Genomic DNA, 20342 nt, shown 5'->3' with positions numbered 1-20342 from the left:
TTCCCTTGGTGCCCAGAGGCGACAGGCATAAGACGAGCCGGCGAGAAGGTTGCTCTTTAACCTTCTTGACGGATTGGCTTAGACCTGAGAGCCTCTAGACGCTGGAGCTAGACATAAAGAAAAGCTTCTGTGCCAGGCACAGAAGCTTTTTATATTCCCATTTTATAATCATATTCTTTGGCTTTATCTGGTGCTGCATTTTCGAATTCCATCTTTAAGAACGGTTTATATGATGGTTCTACTTTCTTAACAAATGAAAAGGAATTGATTTTTTCCATAATCAATTCAAGTTCGTCTTGATTACAATATAGTACAACATACTTTAATTTTTTCGAAACGTAATGAACATTCCCAAAACGTCTTAACATCTTTGCTTGCTTTAAGGAGTAGAGCCAAATAACCAATCCTTGTCTTTGTACGAACATACTTATTTTCTCCTTCAATAAACCATCATTTTTATAAGTCTAGCATAGTAAAACACTCTTTTTCAATTCAAACTTTACTGATGATTCAAAATTTAATCGAAAACACGGTGATTGAAATGGATTTAGAGCCCGTTTGGGAACAGTTTATGAAGAAACTTACCTTAAATAAAGGCGTTACGAGTGTTTATTGGAGAAAAGTAGCAGGTATTCCATTTTTATATATTAACATTACCCCTGAATTATCGCAGCATACTCTTGAGGCTATCATCAAAAAATGTTCTGCTTCTGCAATGAAAGGTTACCGATTGCACAGTGAAACCATATTTGTACGTCAAGATGATGTACTTTTAGTATATCGTCACCGATTTTATGTACCTCAAGAAAAAATGTTCTGCTGTGGGAACTTATGTGTTGATTGCACAAGGTTAAGAAAAATCGGCTTAACGTAACATTAAGCCGATCTCTTTAGGCGGAACAGCTGCAGCTCCCGCCGCCGCCACAGCCTGAGCCGTGAGAACCTGTATCAAAAAAAGGATTTCCAGAAGGCACCTTAATATGCTTGGAAACAGCACCGCCAACTAACATACTTATTTCATCCAACAAACTTTGCAGGTCATTTTCAGCTAATTTGAATTCAGCCACATGGGGATCTAAATCCATTTCCCGTTTGTATTCGCGAATTTGGCTCATTACCCTTTTGTAGTCTGGATGGTATTTGCCAAAGCGCTGTACCTCTTCATAAAGCTCTTTAATTTTTACAAAACGATTAATCTTTTCTTGTGTCGACCTATTGTTTTGCATTTTATATAAACAAATTTGATATTGTTCTACAATATCCGATTCTAATACCATTTGAGCTAATTGCTCAGCATATACTAAAAGTTCTATTCTTTCTGATGTTGCAAGCATGTACGCCCACACCTCCATTCACATTTTAACATGAATAGATGGAGAAAGTGAAATAAACTGTCACTTAGGGATATTTACCAAGAATTCCTTTGAAACTCCGTACGGTACGTTTTTTAAGTCAACCACCTCAAGCTTAACAGTATGTTCACCAGGAGGCAGACCTTTAATAATAAATGCAGCTGAGTTTACTTCTTTTGTTTTTTTTCCATTCAGCCAAATTATAAGCTTGCCTGTCTTTCTGCCTTGTTGGTCCGATTGCCGAAAACTAATTCCAGATAAAATACACTCTACAAATACATTATTTCCTTTGGTTTGGGATTGAACATATAACGATGGAGCCTTATCTGAATACTCACTAACCTTAGGTAAAACAGTTGACTGTTGGAACCCTGAAAGGATACCTACTAAGAATATAGATAGAATCGTTAATTCTATGTACCTTTTCAAAATGATCACTCCTTTAATTGTATTGTTCGCCTCCTTTATTCTTTTTACTCCATACTCTGTTCTACAAAAAAAAAGACCACATCGCATTGTGGTCTAACCTTCAACTCTGGTCTTTCATTGACTGGAGCATATAAAACATCATCGACGCCATTTGGACATTATTTGTAAATTTTTCAACTCGATGAGGGATTGTTTTTTTATAATAGTGCAGCGAAGCAATTTCTAACTTCTGCAATTCATAGGGATTTCTTGAAAGCTTTCGGTACCAAATCGGCTGTTCACGTATAAATTTTTTTAGTTCTTTTTGACGATTTAGATATTCGTGTACATCTCTTCTCATGAGAAAATTTCCCTTCTATTAGTCTTTACGAAATGAAAAAGGATGTTTGTGTTCTGCTTTTGGTTTGTTCTGCCTTGGCTGACTGCCTTGAAATTGGGATATTACGCCTTGTATGGCTCCTAGAGCTTGACTTAAATTATTTATATAATGCTGAATTTGATCAGGGTCCATTTTTTGTACGGTCCCTAGGATCGTTGAAATCCAGTCTCCTTTTTTCTCATCTGCCTTTTTATCATTGAGACTTTGCTCGCCCCTGCTGTTTTCCCAGCGGCTATCCTCTTCCCCAAGCAGATACCAGTCTTCATATAACTCCTGCCAAGTCGTATTTCCATTTCGTACTTCCTTAATTAAAGACGGATGATTTTTCACAAATTCTTTAAACTTTATCACGGAAGGATGTAAATTTTTTTGCATATTTCTTCACTCCTGCCCATATCAATGCCCCCTATACCATATGTTTTTTAATTCAGATTGGTGAAAATGCTGCTTACTGTGAAAATTGTTTTTTTATGGTAAGATGTCTTCAGAATGAAATGAGAGAGGGATTACTTTATGAAAGAAACATTACAGCAATTATTAAATAATTGTATTGAAAAAGGATCGGAAGAGGAATTAAGCGCTCTTGCCCATGTGCTAAAAGGATTTGAAAAGAAAATAGATCATAATCTTCCACAATTTATTGATGGTCTTCTCCATTTGGAAAGGAAAATAGATCAGGAGAAGAAAATTTGTGAAATCACGGTACCATTAAATCCAGTTTGGAATAACGCCTTAGGAATTGTACACGGGGGTATTACTGCCACACTCCTAGACACTGTTATGGGAACAGCCATACATGCCATTCTCCCAGAAGGTTATGGCGCAGTTACGAATCAGTTGAATATCCATTACATAGCCCCTGGAATAGGTGATACGCTAAAGTGTAAAGCGGAAATCATTCATCATGGAAATAAAACAGTAGTTATATCAGGAGAAGCTTTCCGTTCTGATGGAAGAAAAATTGCACATGCAACAGGCACATTTTTTATCATCAAAAAATAAGTGAGAGAAGGCACATAATGGTTACCGCAGTTGTAATACCTATAATTTGTCTTTACTTCTACTGGATAACAAAAAAAGAAATGAAATTAAATGACCGTAAATGGCTGGCATTAGCTGAAACAAAAAAAGAAGCAGTGGCTACAGGTGAAATTAAAAGTATTAGCCTTGAGAAACAACGCTTTTATTATCATCGATATATACTGGTCTATGAACTTACATTGCTAACAGAAACGAAATTAATTAAGGCAAAAAAAATAATTCCTATAAAAAGCAATATTGAGATAGATACCTTCTCGATTGGCGAAGTAATACGAATATACGGCAGTTGGGAAGGGAATTTTTTTCACTTTAATGAATACCAAATTTTACATCCTCAAAAGTAAAAAGGTGACTACTTGTCACCTTTTAGCTTTATAACTATTGATCATCCGTTTTTCGGATAAAGTTTTGTGTATAATATTTTTGATATACACCAACACCTAAATGGGTAAATTCCTCGTTTAGTAACGACTCCCGATGCCCCTTACTATTTAACCATCCTTCTGCTACTGCGGGTCCATCCGGGTAATTAGCGGCAATGTTCTCACCTGCAGACTTATAAGCAACGTTCGCTGCCTCTAGTCTATCGGAAAGACTTCCAAATTTCTTAGAAGTATGGGAGAACTCGTTGCTGTCTGACATATCCTTGCTGTGGTTATAGGCGACTTCTGAAGTTTCTTGGTCCCATTGGAGCGTTTTAACATTATGCCTTAGCCGCATCACATTGGTAATATCAAGTATTTCCTTTTCTGTCCCTTCCTCAATTAATCGCCACACATCTTCTGTAGGTTCTTCTACCTCGATTAATTCCCCAGTATATCCCAGTTCGTATGGCCGTTGTTTTATTAACGTTACATCATTCAAAAATCGGACACTTGAAAGGCTTCCGGTAAATTTATCGATATATAGTTGAACGTAAACATCACCCAACTGTATTAATGGCCGAATATTTAAATCTGTGTCATTCAATTCAAAACGGTAAGAACTCCCCTTATAATCAATATCTATATTTGTTTCGATAAACTGCGTATTAAATACTTCCTCAATTGGCTGTCCAATTTTAAAAGGAGAAACATCCACATCCTCCCCTATTGCATACACAGTTACTACTTGATTATTTTCTACCCCCACCTGTACATAACGAGAGTAATCGAGATTATATATATACCATTGGTAACCATACAAAGATTCATCTATTCTCTGTGGTTCACCTAATATATTTTTTAGAAAAGCAAGATCTTGACCAATAAGGGAACCCATACCTTTTGTTGGACGTTCAGCTGTCGTTTTCTCTTGGGCACCGTTTTCCTGATTTTGATATAATGATTCATTTATTTCTAACGTATGTTCATCAGTTATTAATACTTCATTTTCGTCATTTTCATTTATACTAGCATAAAAACCAATCGTCACGAAAATAGACGCTAGGATGAGAATTCTGAAGAGAGTACGCAGTTGTATTCACCCTCTCTATTACTTTTCTTCATAAATTATTATGTTATTTTTAATTATATCACCATTAACTTTGTTAGTAATAGAGATTATTAAACTTATCAGAAAAATAATATTTATGTAAAGGCTGTGTTAAAAAGGCCGGTTGATTTCCACTCCAGGCACTTCGCTTTCCGCGGGCGTGCCGGGGAGCCTCCTCGGCGCTTAAGCGCCTGTGGGGTCTCCCCAGCCCCGTACTCCCGCAGGAGTCTTCGTGCCTTCCGCTCCAATCAACAGGGTGCAAAATCAATATTTAGCTTTAACACAGCCTATATAAAAAAAACAGATACACCAGTTGATGTATCTGTTTTCATTGTTTAATGTTGTACTCCATTATAATTTTGTTCTGAGATTTCAGTAAGAGCTTCTTTTGCTTGGTCGTCAGTCATTTTTCTTATTGCAAAATCGCCTAAAGAAACAATTCCAATTAGCTTGTCTCCTTCTACTACTGGAAGTCGGCGGATTTGATGTTCTGCCATTAGATTTGCTGCTTCTTTTGTTGACGCGTCAGCAGAGATAGTGATAAGTTTGTCGCTCATTATGTCCTCTACTTTTGTTGAACCAGGGTGTTTTTCTGCAACCCCTCTTACAACGATGTCACGATCAGTAATCATTCCGACAAGTCTATCTTTATCAACAATAGGAATGGCTCCAACATTTAATTCTTTCATTTTGACTGCCACTTCAAAAACATTATCCAACAATGTACAGCATTCTACTTGGTCTGTCATAATATCACGAATCTTTTCCACATCTTCGCCCCCAATTGCGTTTAAATTATTCTTAACATTTACTTATGTTTACCAAAAAGGATTGATTTATTCGATAATGTATTCATTGCAAGTTTAAACATTTTCAACTATTATTAAATTGAATTAATTTGCTATCCTATTAAGTAAATAACAAAGGGGTTAGGCATGTTTCTAGGAGGGACTACGATATGAAATTCGAGAATACTGGCTTAGACAAGTTAAAAGCTGATTTAAACCGTTTAGATGATGTTATGCTTGATTACGGTTTAGTCCGTGAAGGTCAGTGGGATTACGAGCGTGTTACATATGACCGTAAGTTTGAGTTAAAAGAAGGCGTATTTTACTTACGTGTTCGCGGTTATGCGATCGAAGGGGCTGTTGATACCAATAAGGCAGTCATACAGTTATTGCCGCCGTTATTAGGAAAACATTATTATCCTCATGGAGTGGAATACGGTGAAGGTGAAAACTTCCCAGCATCACTCGTGAATCAGTGCAAAAAAATTCTTGATGATGTAAAAAACGAAGTTGAAAAATTCGCTTTATAAGCAAAACGACGCATGAAAAATATTCATGCGTCATTTTTATTTATCCAGCTTTTCTAGAAAAAGTCATAAAAAAATGGCTTGGAATGCGGGAATAGTTTTTCTAATGCGGCAATCTCTGATTCTGACCCGTTTATGTACCCTAATTCAAGTAATTCCATAGGCCGCTTGTAGCCAAATAGTAATGCTGTTAAAGAATTAACATCCATCCTTACCCCTCTTTGAGGAGGCTGTATACAACTGCTGCCCTGTTTTTCTTTAAACACCTTAACTTCCCCACTACCAATCAAATAACTTCCATTGTTCCAAGGTGCATATTCATCCTCCAGATGAATGAAAACCTTGCCATTACCATCATTAAACTTGTACTTTTGCAAGCATTGCTCTGCATCGACAATTCGTGCCATAAAGTATGGTGTGACCTCTGTTTTGACTTTTGGCTGCGGCAGGATAAAAGGTAATACCTCATGATTAGAAGTTAGAATGCTGACTTGATCAACCATAGAGTCGTGTTGACAAATAAAATTCCACAAACCAGCTCTTGCCTCGTTGTCTAACGTTATAAACTCTTGAATGTCCATTTTTCGTTCTTTTACTTCAAATAAGATATATCCCTTCGCCTCACCACTATTATCGTAGTATACGGCAGCCTGGCTATCATCATATATATTATTCTTCCACCAGGTTAAATCACGTACAAGCATACCTATATAATTTTTACTAAACTGAGCATAAACAGTTTCAATGTCCGGGTTATGACTCTCCTTTTGAAACCTTATAATAGAACCAGGTTGATCTTTTAGAAATTTAAGATCCTTCTTCTCAATAAGAATCATTTTGTTCTCGGTAAATATATCCCACCCAAATTTTCGATAAAACCCGATATTAAAGGGATGCAACAGTGAAACAATTTGCTCTTCTTTGCGCATTGTTTCTAGTGCTTCTCTGATTAACCTTTTGACATATCCGTTTCTTCTAAATTCAGGGTAAGTAGCTACCCCTGCAACTCCACCCATTTTCCACTCTTGATCATTCAAGTAAATATGGAAGGGAATAATATGCAGCTTTGCAGCAAGATTATCATTCTCCCACGCTCCTATTATTGTGTGGCGCTTCAACATTTCTAATCTTGAAGCAATGCTGTCTTCAGGTATTTTATATTGAAACGCATACATTGAAAGCTTCATTGATTCAGTATAATCTTTTTCAGTAAGTTCTTTAATTTCCATCGTATTTCACTCCCCTTCTACATTATTTCTATTAAAAAGTAAAAATTCCCTTTATAAAAAGAAAAAAAGTGCCTATTTTAGACACTTTAAAATCCTAGAATTGCTTTAATAACTGAAGTTGTTTCTCCACCGTGGAAAAAGACATATAGCAATAAGTATACTGCAACCCCAGTGATGGCTGTAAAAAACCAGATAACACTTGTCACCGGGCCAAGTTTCCTATGTTTCGTTAGGTTATTTTTATAACCAGTATAGAGTGTAACGATACCAAAAACAGCTCCAGTGGTTGCCAAAAAGATATGGAAAATTAAAAAGATAGTATAGTAAATTTTAAGATTATCTGGACCGCCAAAGGCTGTATTTCCGATAAAGATTGTCCTAGAAGCATAAATAATAAAAAATATAAGTGCAAATATAGCAGCTGTAAACATTGTCTTCTTGTGTGCCTCAATTTTTCTTTGTTTAATTTGCCACCAGCCAATGGCAACCGTTATCGCACTTAATACGATAAAGCTTGTACTAATCGTTGGTAAAATTGGTAGGGAATTCATGGCATGAGCCTCACTTTTTATATATTCTACAATAATTTTAGTTTAGTTACCCGATTTTTTCAATAAAAAGAAAATCTCCCAATAGTATGGGAGATTATTCAATAATAGAGGGCTTTAAAGTCTGATTTACTTCTTTATCACTTTCTGCTTGATCCTTCCGATACCATTCAAAGAAAACATGTCCCAAGATAATACCATAAACAATTTCCTGTATGATTTTCATAAGGACGCCGCCAAGCTGCTGATCATGTAGTAATGACATCGAACTGAATAATTCTGGGCCGCTAATGTCTAAACCAGCAAATGTTGCCGGTCCAACACAAAGACTCATCACCTGAGCCCATACTTCAGGATCAGAATAGGTTGCGTAGATGGAACCAGGAGCGAAAATAATTAAGGCACACGCTGGAGTAATTAAAATACCGTCCGCAAAGATATATCCCACTTTCTTAAGACCACTTAACCTTTGATGTTCCGGAACAGGGTTAATGAGCGGCCACCACATGAAAATCGCAACGATAAACAAAAGAAGTGAATAACCGGCATGTAACCAGAAACTTTGCATAACCTGGTCAAAAATCATTGGAATATGGTAAAAAGAAAATAACCCGTTAAATATAATTAACGCAATGAGAGGCTTTGTAAAAAATTTAAATAATGAATGAACCAATTTTATGTTGAAAAGCTTTCTCCAAATCCATACAGGAACACCAAATATAAAGATTGGCGGTATCACGAGAACTAATAGTGCCATTGAAATCATATGGACGTAAAACATTAAATGAGCCATTAAATCCAAGGGAGACCCCTTAATTGCATAAATAAGGGTCATAGAGAGCAAAAATAACCCAGCCTGTTTTTTAGTCAATGGTTCACTATTAACAAATTTGCTGCGGAATGTAACTGTTATTAAAAAATATATAGCTATAACCGCTAGTAAAGTTAATAGGAAGTACGGGCTCCAAAGTGCTTTAAAGCCAAAAATATCTAATGTAAGCACCGCATATCACCTCGAAATAGTATAATCATAATTCTATTATATACGTAAGCAAATTAAAGAAGCAAAGAAATGAATTATTTCCCTATAAAAAGAAAATCGGCCTAAAGCCGATTTTCTAAAAAATTTACCACCAAATAATTGTGGTGAAAGCCAATATAGTTACAGCGCCAACCAGTACTCCCGAATAGAGGAACATTGAAGGTGCTTCGTGGCCTTTATGGCTCATATGCATGAAATAGTATAACTGAAAGATCACTTGAACAACAGCCAAAAGAAGTATGAACGGCACGATAAACCATGCCGAGAATCCTTTCATGGCAACTGCTGCAAAAGCAATTAATGTTAAAAAGATCATCAAGGCGAATGAAACGACCTGATGTTTCATTTCTTCAGCACTTTTTTTGCGGCGATATTCAATGTCAACTCTTGGGTTACCTGAATTTAATTGTGGATTTGCCATCAGTTTATCCCACCATCCCCATTAAATATACTACTGTAAAGATGAATACCCAAACTACGTCAATGAAATGCCAATAAAGGCTGGCTACGTAAAATTTAGGAGCGTTATAAAGGTCTAAGCCTCGCTTAGCATTTCGAACAATTAGTGTAGTGATCCATAAAAGACCAAATGCAACGTGAGCTCCATGGAAACCAACTAACGTGTAAAATGCAGAACCAAACGCACTACTTGTAAAGGTATGATGGTATTCATGCACATAGTGGTTGAATTCATAAATCTCTAAACCAAGGAAGGCAAGCCCTAGTAATAGAGTCAGCACTAACCAAAGGTTCATTTTTTTAGCATTAAAGTTTTTCATGTGATACATTGCGTAAACACTTGTTAAAGAGCTTGTTAATAACAACATTGTTGCAACAAATGTAAGCGGCAGATCAAATATGTCTTTCGCTAATACATGATCCCCAGGACCCTTATCTTTTAATGCAAGATAGGTAGCAAAGAGCGAAGCAAATAGCACAGTCTCTCCACCTAAGAAGAACCAAAAGCCTAAAAATTTATTTTTTGCCTCAAGGGTTGATTTTTCAGGCTCAGCAGGCCATGTTTCATATGTTAATTTTTCTTCTGCGTGCATTATGCCTTAACCCCCTTATCATTATCATCTTCCATTAATTCTTCTTTATGAATATGGAAACCATGGTCATCCTTCACAGAACGTAAGAACATTGCTCCAAAAGTGATCAATAAACCAATAATGATTACTGGTACTGACCATGCTTTATCATCCATATTAAACAACGCGCCAAATGCTGCTACGAATAATCCGAAAGCAATAACAAATGGAAGGAATGAAGCATTCGGCATGTGGATATCACCTAGCGGCTCAGCAGGAGTCATACCCTTCTTGCCTTCCATCTTTTCTAACCAGTAAGCATCTAAACCACGTACAAGTGGAAGCTGTTTAAAGTTATAGAATGGCGGCGGTGAAGGAATTGCCCACTCAAGCGTTCTTCCATCTCCCCATGGGTCATTTCCAACCTTTTCATTTTTCACAGACGTCACAGTGATATTGTAAAGCAGAACGAGTACACCTAATGACATAAATACTGCACCTAGAGAACTAATCAAGTTAGATGTTTCAAATCCTTGACCTGGCAGATATGTGAATACACGGCGAGGCATACCCCATAAACCTAAGAAGTGCTGGATAAAGAATGTCATATGGAAACCAATAAAGAATAACCAGAAAGTGATCTTTCCTAATGTTTCATTTAACATTGTTCCAAACATTTTTGGCCAATATAGGTGGGTACCAGCAAAGATTGCAAAAACCACGCCTCCCACAATAACATAGTGGAAGTGTGCTACAACGAAATAAGTATCGTGGTACTGATAATCAGCAGCTGCTGCAGCAAGCATTACTCCAGTTACCCCACCTGCAAGAAACGAAGGGATAAATGCCAAGGCCCAATGCATAGGAGTAGTGAATTTCACACTGCCTCCCCAAATCGTTAATAGCCAGTTAAAAATCTTAATACCAGTTGGAACACCAATTGCCATTGTTGCAACTGCGAAAATCGCATTGGCAACCGGTCCTAAACCTGTTGTAAACATGTGGTGTGCCCAAACCATGAATCCCAAGAAGCCGATTAATACAGTTGCAAAAACCATTGATGAATATCCAAATAAACGTTTTCTTGAAAAAATCGGGAATATTTCCGAGAAAATCCCGAAAGCAGGCAGAATTAAAATGTATACTTCTGGATGTCCGAAAATCCAGAATAAATGCTCCCAGATAACAGTGTTACCACCCATGGTTGTAACAAAGAAATTAGATCCAAACATACGGTCAAACATCATTAAGACTAGACCAACCGTTAATGGAGGGAATGCAAATAAAATAAGTGCTGATGTAACAAAAGTCGTCCAAGTAAACAACGGCATCCTCATATAAGTCATACCTGGGGCACGCATGTTTATTATCGTTACTAGGAAGTTAATACCACCAATTAATGTGCCTAGACCCGATATCTGTAACCCAAGGACATAGAAATCTACCCCGTGACCTTTGGAGGCCATTGCGAGTGAAGCATATGAAGTCCACCCAGCATCAGGTGCTCCGTCAAAAAACCATGAAAGATTTAGAAATATTCCTCCAAAGAAGAATAACCAAAACCCTAAAGCGTTGACAAATGGAAACGCAACATCACGTGCCCCAATTTGTAATGGCATTACCGCATTCATAAATGCAAAAACGAGCGGCATTGCTGCAAGGAATATCATTGTTGTTCCATGCATGGTAATAATTTCATTAAATAATCCTGCACTTACAAAATCATTGTTAGGTACTGCAAGCTGGATGCGGATAAAAACTGCCTCAAGTCCGCCAAGTACAAAGAATAATCCACCTGCAATAAGATATAGGATGGCGATCTTTTTATGGTCAACAGTTGTTAAGTAGTCCCATAAAGTCGCACCAAATCCCTTTTTTTGTGCGTAGGTACTCACGCTTTTTACCTCCCTTTCTTCCAATTCCCCTATTATTCCTGAACTTTTAATCCCATTAAATATGCCGTTAAAGCATCAAGCTGTTCTTCACTTAATTGTGGATATTTATCTGTCATTAAATTACCTGGCTTGTATTTTTCAGGTGTGCGCAGCCAATTTTTTAACTCTTCTTCATTATGGTCTAATACACCAGCAATACGAGAACGTTCACCAAAGTTTGTTAAATTTGGAGCTAACCGCGCTTCAGGAGGTGTTGTATTTCCTGGTGTTACAGCATGACAGCTAATACAGCTCTGATTAAAGATTTCTTGACCTTGCTGAGCCAAATCTGTTTCAGCTTTTGCAGGTTCTTTAACTTCCTTCATATCCGCAACCCAGCTGTCAAAATCATCTCGGCTCAATGTTTTTACCTTAAAGTCCATTAGAGCATGTGAAGGTCCGCAAAGCTCAGCACATTTACCATAAAATAGGTTCCCAGCTTCTTCTGCCTTCGCGCTATCGAACTCTAACCAGAATTTATTAACATTTTCGGTATTGGTATCAAGCTTACCGCCTACAGACGGAACCCAGAAAGAGTGCTTAACATCAGAAGATATTAAATTAAAATATACCTTTTCATCTGTTGGAACTACTAAATCTTGACCAGTAACAATCCCTTGTCCAGGATATTCAAATTCCCACCAATATAAATTGGAGCGTACATTGATAACCAGTGCGTCAGAATCTTTCTTCTCCATTGGTGATACATCCGCTAATTTAAATGTAGCAGATACCGTTGGAACCGCTAAAAGCAATAGTAATAAAATAGGTATAACAGTCCAAATAATTTCTAGTTTATGACTTCCTTCTACTTGTTTAGGTATCTTTTCATCTTTACGTCTGAACTTAAACATAACGATAAAGAAGATTACCATTACAACAACAATAACCCCTACCATAATCAATGTACTTAGTTTCATCAGATCATATTGAATGTCTGCAACTTCACCAGCAGGCCTTAACGTTGATAAGAACGGTTCGCCACATCCTGAAAGGATAAGCGAAAGAATCGCAAATATCGAGATTAAACGCCATTTTGCAAGCCTTTTCATAGCTAAATCATACCCCTCTTTCGCTAAATGATTTCTTAAATTATCTGTGATCAAAAATGTATGTAGTATCATTCTTTCTTAAAAGTTAAAGAAACACCGGAGGCATATAGGTTATTAATGCCTCCAGAATTTTTTTATAACAGCTAGGAATACTTATACTCCCCTTAATTAAGAAAGAACATCCTGGCTAAACCAATGTTACAATGACCATTGCAACAAAAATGATAGTTAAATATTGCAATGAGTACACAAACATTAATTTAGCCCACTTAATATCATCTTTGATCTTATATCCATAAATCCCTAATACAAGCCAACCGATATTTAACACGGTTGCCAAAATTAGAAATGGGATTCCTAAAGAAGTAAGTAGTAAGGGTGTTGGCAGTAGTGCAGCTACCCATACTAGGATGTGTTTCTTCGTTGTTTTAAATCCTTTAACCACCGGAAGCATTGGAATTCCAGCAGCGCGATATTCCTCTACTCTTCTCATGGCAAGCGCATAAAAATGGGGAGGCTGCCAAATAAACATAATAATAAACAATGACCAAGCAATAATATCAAGGTTACCGTCTACTGCAGCCCAGCCAATTAATGGCGGTACGGCTCCAGAAATACTGCCTATGATAGTATTTGATACCAATTGCCGTTTTGACCACATGGAGTACAGGACAACATAACTAAAAACCCCAAGCAGCCCAATCACTGTTGCAGTTACAGTAGTAAACAATAGAAAAATTGTACCTAAAGCAATAAGGAATATACCCAATCCAAGTACCTTCGAAGGAACTATTTTCCCAGTAACCGTAGGTCTTGATTTAGTTCTTTCCATTAACGGGTCAATATCACGATCAATATAATTATTTATACTGCATGAACCCGCAATGATGAGGGAGGAACCTATAACCGTAAATAAAACGATATCTAAATTATTCAGGAAACTTTGACCGCTAAAATGGAGTGCAAGCCATATTCCTGTAAAAGTAGTTATAAGATTTGAATTTACAATCCCAATTTTTATAAGTGCCATAAAGTCTTTCCACATTGTGGCTTTTTCCATTTGTGAATTAAGAGCCGTAGAACTATTCTCGATCGTCACTTCACCAAATGCCTTTGAGTTTGGCATCTTTCCCCCTCCTAAAATGTTCTAATTATTATTATAAACTCGATAGATAACTTTACCAAATTATAATAGTTATTTATAAGCTATTATTATTTTATAATATTGTTATTTAAGGAACACTTTCTCTGTATATTAAATCACACTTTGGTACATTTTTGTGAATTTTTTTCGAATAATTTTTGTCTAAATTGTGTCCGCCTATATTTATTAACCATTATACTATATATTAGAATCTTTAGATAATAAAATACACTCTATTTTTAGGAATTTCTAAATATTTTCTCCGTGTTATAGACAACAAAACCAATTTTACAGATTGTTATATATAAGTTCAAATAACCCTACTTTATATTACTAACAGACACTCCTTTTTCTAGCAATAGTTTTCACTATAATAATAGTGAAAATCCAAAGTTATCCATTACGTTAATTTTTTAAAAAAGTTATGCAAAAATTTCAGTTTTAATTCTGTTCTTTTTCCTATGTTTTCGTTATGATAAGTAGGTACTTTTATCACTTCCTATTCCCAATCATTATATTTACAAAATTTTGATAAAAATGATTAAACTTTTATTTAAGAAGGTGATTTTTTGCAGCGTTCTTTAAAGTGGTTAGCTGTGGCAACTACTATTGGAATGATATTGGTTCTACTTGGGGGCGCCCTTGTCACAAAAACGGAGTCCGGTATGGGGTGCGGGAGATCTTGGCCATTATGTAACGGGGAGTTCGTGCCAACAGAAATAACTCCTGAGCTAGTGATAGAACTTGCTCACAGGCTTGTTTCAGGTTCTGTTGGTTTTTTGGTACTTATTTTATCTATTTGGTCTTGGAAAGTAATTGGGCACATTAGGGAAACCAAATTCTTATCTTTTCTTTCGTTTTTCTTTTTGTTGTTACAAGGATTGATTGGAGCAGCTGCAGTAATCTGGGAACAGTCTGATTTTATCCTTGCTCTGCACTTTGGTATCTCACTCATTTCCTTTGCCGCTGTGTTTTTGCTTACTTTATTAATCTTTGAAATTGACAAAAAGTTTGACGCGGATAAACTCATTATTGATAAAAGAATGGGCTTTCATATTATCTCTATTACCATTTATAGCTACTTTGTTATTTATACAGGTGCATTGGTCCGTCATACCCAATCGAGCTTGGTTTGCCGTGATTGGCCATTATGCATCAATGATAGTCCAGCCCTACCAAGTAACCTTTATGAATGGGTGCAAATGGGTCACCGTGCAGCCGCAGCTGGTATATTCATTTGGATAGCCTATGTAACTTACTTAGCAGTAAAAAAATATAGGCAGCAAAAGGTCATCTATTGGGGATGGATTAGCGCATTTACATTAGTTTCCCTGCAAGTATTATCGGGAGCTGTTATTATTTTTACACAATTGAATCTCTACATTGCATTAATGCATGCTCTATTTATTACTTGTTTATTTGGTGTATTAAGTTATTTTCTCTTGTTGCTCTCAAGATCACGAAAGAATCAATCGAAATAAAAAAAAAGTTGCCAGTTTAATCTTGGCAACTTTTTTTATTTTATTGTTTATCTAGTTCGAGCAGTAAATCACCGGTTTGAATAGCGTCTTCATTTTTTACATAAATTTCCTTTATTACTCCTGAATATGGGGCTTGAACCGTTGTTTCCATTTTCATTGCTTCCGTAATCAGAAGGTGATCCCCTCGTTCTACTTTTTCCCCTTTTTCAACTAATAACTTTATAACTGTACCAGGCATAGTTGCCGAAATATGAGTCTCATTTTTAGGATCTGCTTTTACTCTAGTTAATGCCGACGCTTTGATACTTTCATCTTTAATATTAACCTCACGCGGCTGACCATTTAGTTCGAAATAGACCACTCGTGTTCCATCTGCCTGCGGCTGACCAATAGAGACAAGTTTAACAATAAGGGTTTTACCTGTCTCAATTTCTACCTCAATTTCTTCTCCAAGCCTTAGACCATATAGGAATGTTGGGGTATCTAAAAAGGAAAGATTTCCATATTGCTCAACTGTATTTAAATATTCTTTATACACCTTTGGATAGAGTGCGTAGGAAATCAAGTCAATATCTGAGATTTTTCGTCCTAACTCCTTCCCTAACTCTTCCCTTAAGTCCGTAAAATTTATCTCTGGAAGCAGCTCTCCTGGACGGACCTCCAAAGGCTTCTTCCCCTTTAATATGACATTCTGAAGTCTTTGCGGGAATCCTTGATGGGGCTGACCGAGATATCCTTGGAACATTTCTACTACCGAGTCCGGAAAATCAATGGAATCTCCTTTAGTAAGGACATCTGCTTCTGATAGATTATTTTGCACCATAAAGAGTGCCATATCCCCGACAACCTTAGAAGATGGGGTAACCTTTACGATATCCCCAAACATGTTATTAACTTTGGTGTACATTTGCTTAACTTCATCCCACTGCTCGCCAAGTCCGACACCTTTGGCTTGTTGCTGAAGATTACTATATTGTCCACCCGGCATTTCATGCTGATATACCTCTGAATGAGGTGCTACCATTCCACTCTCAAAATCATGATAGTATTTTCGGACATCCTCCCAGTAATAAGAAAGCTGTTCCAGTGCCTCAATATTAACATTTGGTCTTCTTTCCTTGCCTTCTAATGCATAATAGAGCGAATTTGCGCTCGGCTGAGAAGTTAACCCTGCCATTGTACTTAAAGCTGTATCCACAATATCTACTCCACCATCAATGGCACGTGCATATGTGTAGATTCCATTCCCGCTTGTATCATGTGTATGAAGGTGGATCGGAATATCTATGGTCTCTTTTAGTTCAGAAACTAGTCGATAGGCTGCTTCCGGTTTTAGTAAGCCTGCCATATCCTTTATACCTAAAATATGTGCCCCTTGGTTCTCAAGCTCTTTTGCAAGTGTTTTATAATAGTTCAAATTATATTTCACTCTTGTTTCGTCTAAAATATCACCAGTATAACAAATCGCTGCTTCTGCAATCTTTCCACTGTCTCGGACCGCCTCAATTGCAATTTCCATTCCTGGCACCCAATTTAAACTATCGAAAACTCTGAATACATCAATACCTTCTTCTGCAGATTTTCTTACAAACTCACGGATTAGGTTATCAGGATAATTCTTATACCCTACTGCATTGGATCCACGGATTAACATTTGAAACAGAACATTCGGAATTTTTCCCCTAAGTATTTGTAATCTTTCCCATGGATCTTCTTTTAAGAAACGATAGGCTACATCAAAGGTAGCTCCTCCCCACATTTCAAAGGAAAACAGATTTGGTAATAGCTTTGCAGTCGGTTCAGCAATATGCAAAATGTCTGTTGTTCTTACCCTGGTTGCTAATAACGACTGGTGTGCATCCCGGTAGGTGGTGTCGGTTAGCAATACCTTTTTTTGAGCTTTTATCCATTGGACAAGTCCGTCAGCACCATTTTGGTCCAGTATTTGTTTCGACCCATTCTGGTAAGGAAAATCATATTTTAATTTAGGAATGCGTGGTTTAGAAAAAACAGGTCTTTTCTTTTTTTCAATACCAGGGAAACCATTCACCGTCACGTTTCCAATATACGAAAGCATTTTGGTTCCACGGTCCTTACTAACTGGAAACACGAATAACTCAGGAGTTGAATCAATAAATGATGTATCGTATTCCCCTCTTCTGAACTTCTCATGTCTAACTACATTCTCAAGAAATGGAATGTTGGTTTTGATTCCACGAATTCTAAACTCTCTTAAATTTCGAACCATTTTTGACGCTGCTTGTTCAAAGGTTAATGCCCATGTAGAAAGTTTCACAAGTAATGAATCATAATAGGGAGTGATGACTGCACCTTGAAATCCATTTCCTGCGTCAAGTCGAACACCGAAGCCTCCTCCAGAACGATAAGCCATTATCTTTCCAGTATCGGGCATAAAATTATTTAGCGGGTCTTCTGTTGTAACACGAGACTGAATAGCAAAACCATTAAGTACAATCTTCTCTTGTGGAGGTATACCAACAATTGGACTGTGTAAATCTTGCCCTTCAGCAACTAATATTTGTGTATGAACAATATCAATGCCGGTAACCATTTCTGTTACGGTATGCTCAACCTGTATCCTCGGATTAACTTCTATGAAATAAAAGTCCTGTTCCGAAACAAGAAATTCAACCGTTCCCGCGTTTATGTAAGCAACATTCTTCATTAACTTAACCGCTGCGGCACATATTTTCTCACGCAATGAATCAGATATCGATACACTTGGAGCTACTTCCACAACCTTTTGATGACGGCGCTGTACCGAACAATCACGATCATATAAGTGGACGATGTTACCATTTTTATCCCCGAATATTTGAACCTCTATATGTTTTGGTTTTTCGATTAATTTTTCCACATAAACTTCGTCACTGCCAAAAGCTGCCTTAGCTTCTGATTTAGCTCGATCAAATGCTTCTTGCATTTCTTCATGATTTCTTACAATACGCATCCCACGTCCGCCGCCGCCAAGGGCTGCTTTAATAATAATTGGAAAATCATGATGGGACGTAAACTCCTGAACTTCTTCAATTCCTTTGACTGGTCCATCACTGCCAGGGATTACTGGTATACCAGCCAATTCTGCCTGCCTTCTTGCCTTAACCTTATCACCAAACATATCAAGATGGGTGGATGTTGGTCCGATAAAAATGATTCCTTCTTCTTCACATCGTCTGGCAAAATGAATGTTCTCAGATAAAAAACCATAACCTGGATGTATTGCATTTGCACCGCTGAATTTGGCAATTTCGATGATTCCATCAATGTCTAAATAGGCGTCAATCGGTTTCTTTCCTTCGCCAACTAAATAGGCCTCATCCGCCTTATATCGATGGTATGACCCTGTATCTTCTCGGGAATAAATGGCTACTGTTTGAATATTTAATTCAGTACATGCCCGAAAAACACGAATGGCAATTTCTCCTCTGTTTGCGACTAACACTTTGTTAATTTGTCTTGTCACCTTAAGCACCTCTTTCTTTACTTCTATTTATATAAAAGCGCAGGGATGCAATTTTCCCCGCGCTAGGTTCGAAATTGGTATACGTTTCCATCTTGATGGTTATTATTTTTTTCTTGGTGCTTTTGTTTATATTTATTTTCATATTTAACAAACATAGAAACATTAACTAAAATACCAGATGCCAATGCTAATTGTAGAAGTGAAGATCCGCCATAGCTTACAAATGGTAAAGGTACACCAGTCAAAGGAATAATTCCCGAAATTCCTGCCAGATTGATAAAAGATTGTATACCAATCATGCTCGATATCCCAATTGCTAATAAACTGCCAAATGGATCATTACATCGTATGCCAAGATAGATCCCCCGCAACACAATATAACCGATTGTAAGGATGACAAAACTAACGCCCCACACTCCTAACTCTTCTGCAATGACTGCCATAATAAAGTCAGTATGTGATTCCGGCAGATACCCTAACTTCTGGACACTCTTTCCTAATCCAAGACCATTCACGCCGCCAGACCCAATTGCAATATACGAGTTCGCTAGATGAAAACCGGAATTGAGTTCATCCTCGAATGGATTACTTAAAACTTCAAAACGTTGTAAACGTTTTTCAGAAAAAATTTCATCCTGCAGTACTAAAAAGACTGGTGATATGAGAATCACACCCAGCAAGATTAATTTAGTTATATTTTTAATATTCATTCCTGAGGAAAGAATGATGGTTCCTGCAATTAGACCAATAATCAGCGCAGTTCCAAAGTCTGGTTGAAAAGCTATCAATCCAAGCACAATTACTAAGTATGCTAATGGGGGTAGTACACCATGATTGAATTTATTAATGTATGCCTGCTTCTTCGCGTAAACGGCTGAAAGATATATTATAAGAGATATTTTTACAAATTCAGCCGGCTGAATACTAATAAAACCAATGTCATACCAACTTTGTGCATTTCCTCTAACTTGTCCAAATACAAATAGACCTAAAAGTCCCAAAATCGATAAACTCACCATTGGGAGTAAAAACTTTGTACTTTTCATAATTTTATAGGGAAATAATGCAATAATTATAAAGACCAATCCCGAAACAATTAAATATATCTTTTGTTTTTGATAAAAATAATCACTCGAAACGTGGTATCGTTGCACCGCCGACGCAATACTAGAGCTATAAACCATCACAAGTCCGAATAATGATAAGAGAACGATCGCAATGATTAATGAATAATCATAGGATTTCAGTATTTTTTTAAACATCTTATAACTTCCTCGTTTTTAAAATTGTCGTTATTGCTATTATAATAGAAAATGAAACGGATGGGTTGAGGAAAAGTTACATATCTCCAATATTTCGTTTAGGAATATTCTGAAAATAGTAAAAGTTAATAAAAAACTCAAACAAC

General features: G+C 36.9%; 22 protein-coding genes. 5 read left to right on the top strand and 17 right to left on the bottom strand.

Annotated features, from left to right (window positions below; all coding sequences use genetic code 11):
* Positions 1–149: 149 nt before the first annotated feature.
* The gene (locus QNH29_RS08585) at positions 150–425 is read right to left on the bottom strand and encodes a YlbG family protein (RefSeq protein ID WP_283864387.1); all 276 of its coding nucleotides are present in this window, start codon (positions 423–425) and stop codon (positions 150–152) included.
* Between the two features lie 80 nt (positions 426–505).
* On the opposite strand from QNH29_RS08585, the gene QNH29_RS08580 reads away from it, so the two are divergent.
* Positions 506–874 (top strand): hypothetical protein, encoded by a 369-nt coding sequence (locus QNH29_RS08580; protein ID WP_283864386.1) that lies wholly within the window; start codon positions 506–508, stop codon positions 872–874.
* Positions 875–890: 16 nt separating this feature from the next.
* Here QNH29_RS08580 and QNH29_RS08575 read toward each other — a convergent pair whose 3' ends face one another.
* The 4 genes from QNH29_RS08575 to QNH29_RS08560 form a co-directional block, all read right to left on the bottom strand.
* Positions 891–1334 carry a YlbF/YmcA family competence regulator gene (locus QNH29_RS08575; RefSeq protein ID WP_283864385.1) on the bottom strand — a complete coding sequence of 148 codons (444 nt, stop codon included), beginning with the start codon at positions 1332–1334 and terminating at the stop codon, positions 891–893.
* Positions 1335–1394: 60 nt separating this feature from the next.
* Positions 1395–1781: a hypothetical protein gene (locus QNH29_RS08570; RefSeq protein WP_283864384.1), complete on the bottom strand. Its 387-nt coding sequence runs from the start codon at positions 1779–1781 to the stop codon at positions 1395–1397.
* A gap of 100 nt (positions 1782–1881) precedes the next feature.
* Positions 1882–2121, bottom strand: a complete 240-nt coding sequence (locus QNH29_RS08565) for a YlbE-like family protein (protein ID WP_283864383.1) — start codon at positions 2119–2121, stop codon at positions 1882–1884.
* Positions 2122–2139: 18 nt separating this feature from the next.
* Positions 2140–2535, bottom strand: coding sequence for a YlbD family protein (locus QNH29_RS08560; RefSeq protein WP_283864382.1), 396 nt, complete (start codon positions 2533–2535; stop codon positions 2140–2142).
* A 138-nt stretch (positions 2536–2673) separates the two neighbouring features.
* Here QNH29_RS08560 and QNH29_RS08555 point away from each other — a divergent pair, with 138 nt between their 5' ends.
* Both QNH29_RS08555 and QNH29_RS08550 read left to right on the top strand, forming a co-directional pair.
* Complete coding sequence (locus QNH29_RS08555) at positions 2674–3162, top strand: PaaI family thioesterase (protein ID WP_283864381.1); 489 nt, start codon at positions 2674–2676, stop codon at positions 3160–3162.
* Between the two features lie 17 nt (positions 3163–3179).
* On the top strand, positions 3180–3545 hold the full coding sequence (locus tag QNH29_RS08550; protein ID WP_283864380.1) for a hypothetical protein: 366 nt from the start codon (positions 3180–3182) through the stop codon (positions 3543–3545).
* A gap of 34 nt (positions 3546–3579) precedes the next feature.
* On the opposite strand, the gene QNH29_RS08545 is transcribed toward QNH29_RS08550, so the two are convergent.
* Positions 3580–4614: a CAP domain-containing protein gene (locus tag QNH29_RS08545; RefSeq protein WP_283864379.1), complete on the bottom strand. Its 1035-nt coding sequence runs from the start codon at positions 4612–4614 to the stop codon at positions 3580–3582.
* A 395-nt stretch (positions 4615–5009) separates the two neighbouring features.
* On the bottom strand, positions 5010–5444 hold the full coding sequence (locus QNH29_RS08540; protein WP_283864378.1) for a CBS domain-containing protein: 435 nt from the start codon (positions 5442–5444) through the stop codon (positions 5010–5012).
* A 188-nt stretch (positions 5445–5632) separates the two neighbouring features.
* Between QNH29_RS08540 and QNH29_RS08535 the strand changes: the two genes are divergently transcribed.
* Positions 5633–5992: a YugN family protein gene (locus QNH29_RS08535; RefSeq protein ID WP_283864377.1), complete on the top strand. Its 360-nt coding sequence runs from the start codon at positions 5633–5635 to the stop codon at positions 5990–5992.
* Positions 5993–6045: 53 nt separating this feature from the next.
* Here the strand turns inward: QNH29_RS08535 and QNH29_RS08530 are convergent, their stop codons facing one another.
* The 8 genes from QNH29_RS08530 to cyoE form a co-directional block, all read right to left on the bottom strand.
* Positions 6046–7218, bottom strand: a complete 1173-nt coding sequence (locus QNH29_RS08530) for a GNAT family N-acetyltransferase (protein ID WP_283864376.1) — start codon at positions 7216–7218, stop codon at positions 6046–6048.
* An 86-nt stretch (positions 7219–7304) separates the two neighbouring features.
* Positions 7305–7769 (bottom strand): DUF420 domain-containing protein, encoded by a 465-nt coding sequence (locus tag QNH29_RS08525; protein ID WP_283864375.1) that lies wholly within the window; start codon positions 7767–7769, stop codon positions 7305–7307.
* A 94-nt stretch (positions 7770–7863) separates the two neighbouring features.
* On the bottom strand, positions 7864–8769 hold the full coding sequence (gene ctaG / locus QNH29_RS08520; protein ID WP_283864374.1) for a cytochrome c oxidase assembly factor CtaG: 906 nt from the start codon (positions 8767–8769) through the stop codon (positions 7864–7866).
* A gap of 124 nt (positions 8770–8893) precedes the next feature.
* Positions 8894–9229: a cytochrome c oxidase subunit IVB gene (gene ctaF, locus QNH29_RS08515; RefSeq protein WP_283864373.1), complete on the bottom strand. Its 336-nt coding sequence runs from the start codon at positions 9227–9229 to the stop codon at positions 8894–8896.
* Between the two features lie 4 nt (positions 9230–9233).
* Positions 9234–9860 (bottom strand): cytochrome c oxidase subunit 3, encoded by a 627-nt coding sequence (locus QNH29_RS08510; RefSeq protein WP_283864372.1) that lies wholly within the window; start codon positions 9858–9860, stop codon positions 9234–9236.
* Positions 9860–11734, bottom strand: a complete 1875-nt coding sequence (gene ctaD, locus QNH29_RS08505) for a cytochrome c oxidase subunit I (protein WP_283864371.1) — start codon at positions 11732–11734, stop codon at positions 9860–9862. The genes QNH29_RS08510 and ctaD overlap by 1 nt, the downstream gene beginning before the upstream one ends.
* Positions 11735–11766: 32 nt before the next feature.
* Complete coding sequence (coxB, locus tag QNH29_RS08500; protein ID WP_283865564.1) at positions 11767–12825, bottom strand: cytochrome c oxidase subunit II; 1059 nt, start codon at positions 12823–12825, stop codon at positions 11767–11769.
* Positions 12826–13012: 187 nt separating this feature from the next.
* Positions 13013–13951, bottom strand: a complete 939-nt coding sequence (gene cyoE / locus QNH29_RS08495; RefSeq protein WP_283864370.1) for a heme o synthase — start codon at positions 13949–13951, stop codon at positions 13013–13015.
* Between the two features lie 587 nt (positions 13952–14538).
* Between cyoE and QNH29_RS08490 the strand changes: the two genes are divergently transcribed.
* The gene (locus tag QNH29_RS08490) at positions 14539–15450 is read left to right on the top strand and encodes a COX15/CtaA family protein (RefSeq protein WP_283864369.1); all 912 of its coding nucleotides are present in this window, start codon (positions 14539–14541) and stop codon (positions 15448–15450) included.
* A 40-nt stretch (positions 15451–15490) separates the two neighbouring features.
* Here QNH29_RS08490 and pyc read toward each other — a convergent pair whose 3' ends face one another.
* Together pyc and QNH29_RS08480 are read right to left on the bottom strand one after the other, a co-directional pair.
* Positions 15491–18934, bottom strand: coding sequence for a pyruvate carboxylase (gene pyc / locus QNH29_RS08485; RefSeq protein WP_283864368.1), 3444 nt, complete (start codon positions 18932–18934; stop codon positions 15491–15493).
* 62 nt (positions 18935–18996) lie between these two features.
* The gene (locus tag QNH29_RS08480; protein ID WP_283864367.1) at positions 18997–20196 is read right to left on the bottom strand and encodes an FtsW/RodA/SpoVE family cell cycle protein; all 1200 of its coding nucleotides are present in this window, start codon (positions 20194–20196) and stop codon (positions 18997–18999) included.
* Positions 20197–20342 lie beyond the last annotated feature (146 nt).

It is taken from the genome of Neobacillus sp. DY30 (genome assembly GCF_030123065.1).
Classification (GTDB): Bacteria; Bacillota; Bacilli; order Bacillales; family Cytobacillaceae; genus Neobacillus.
This window is presented reverse-complemented; position numbering and strand designations above follow the sequence as displayed.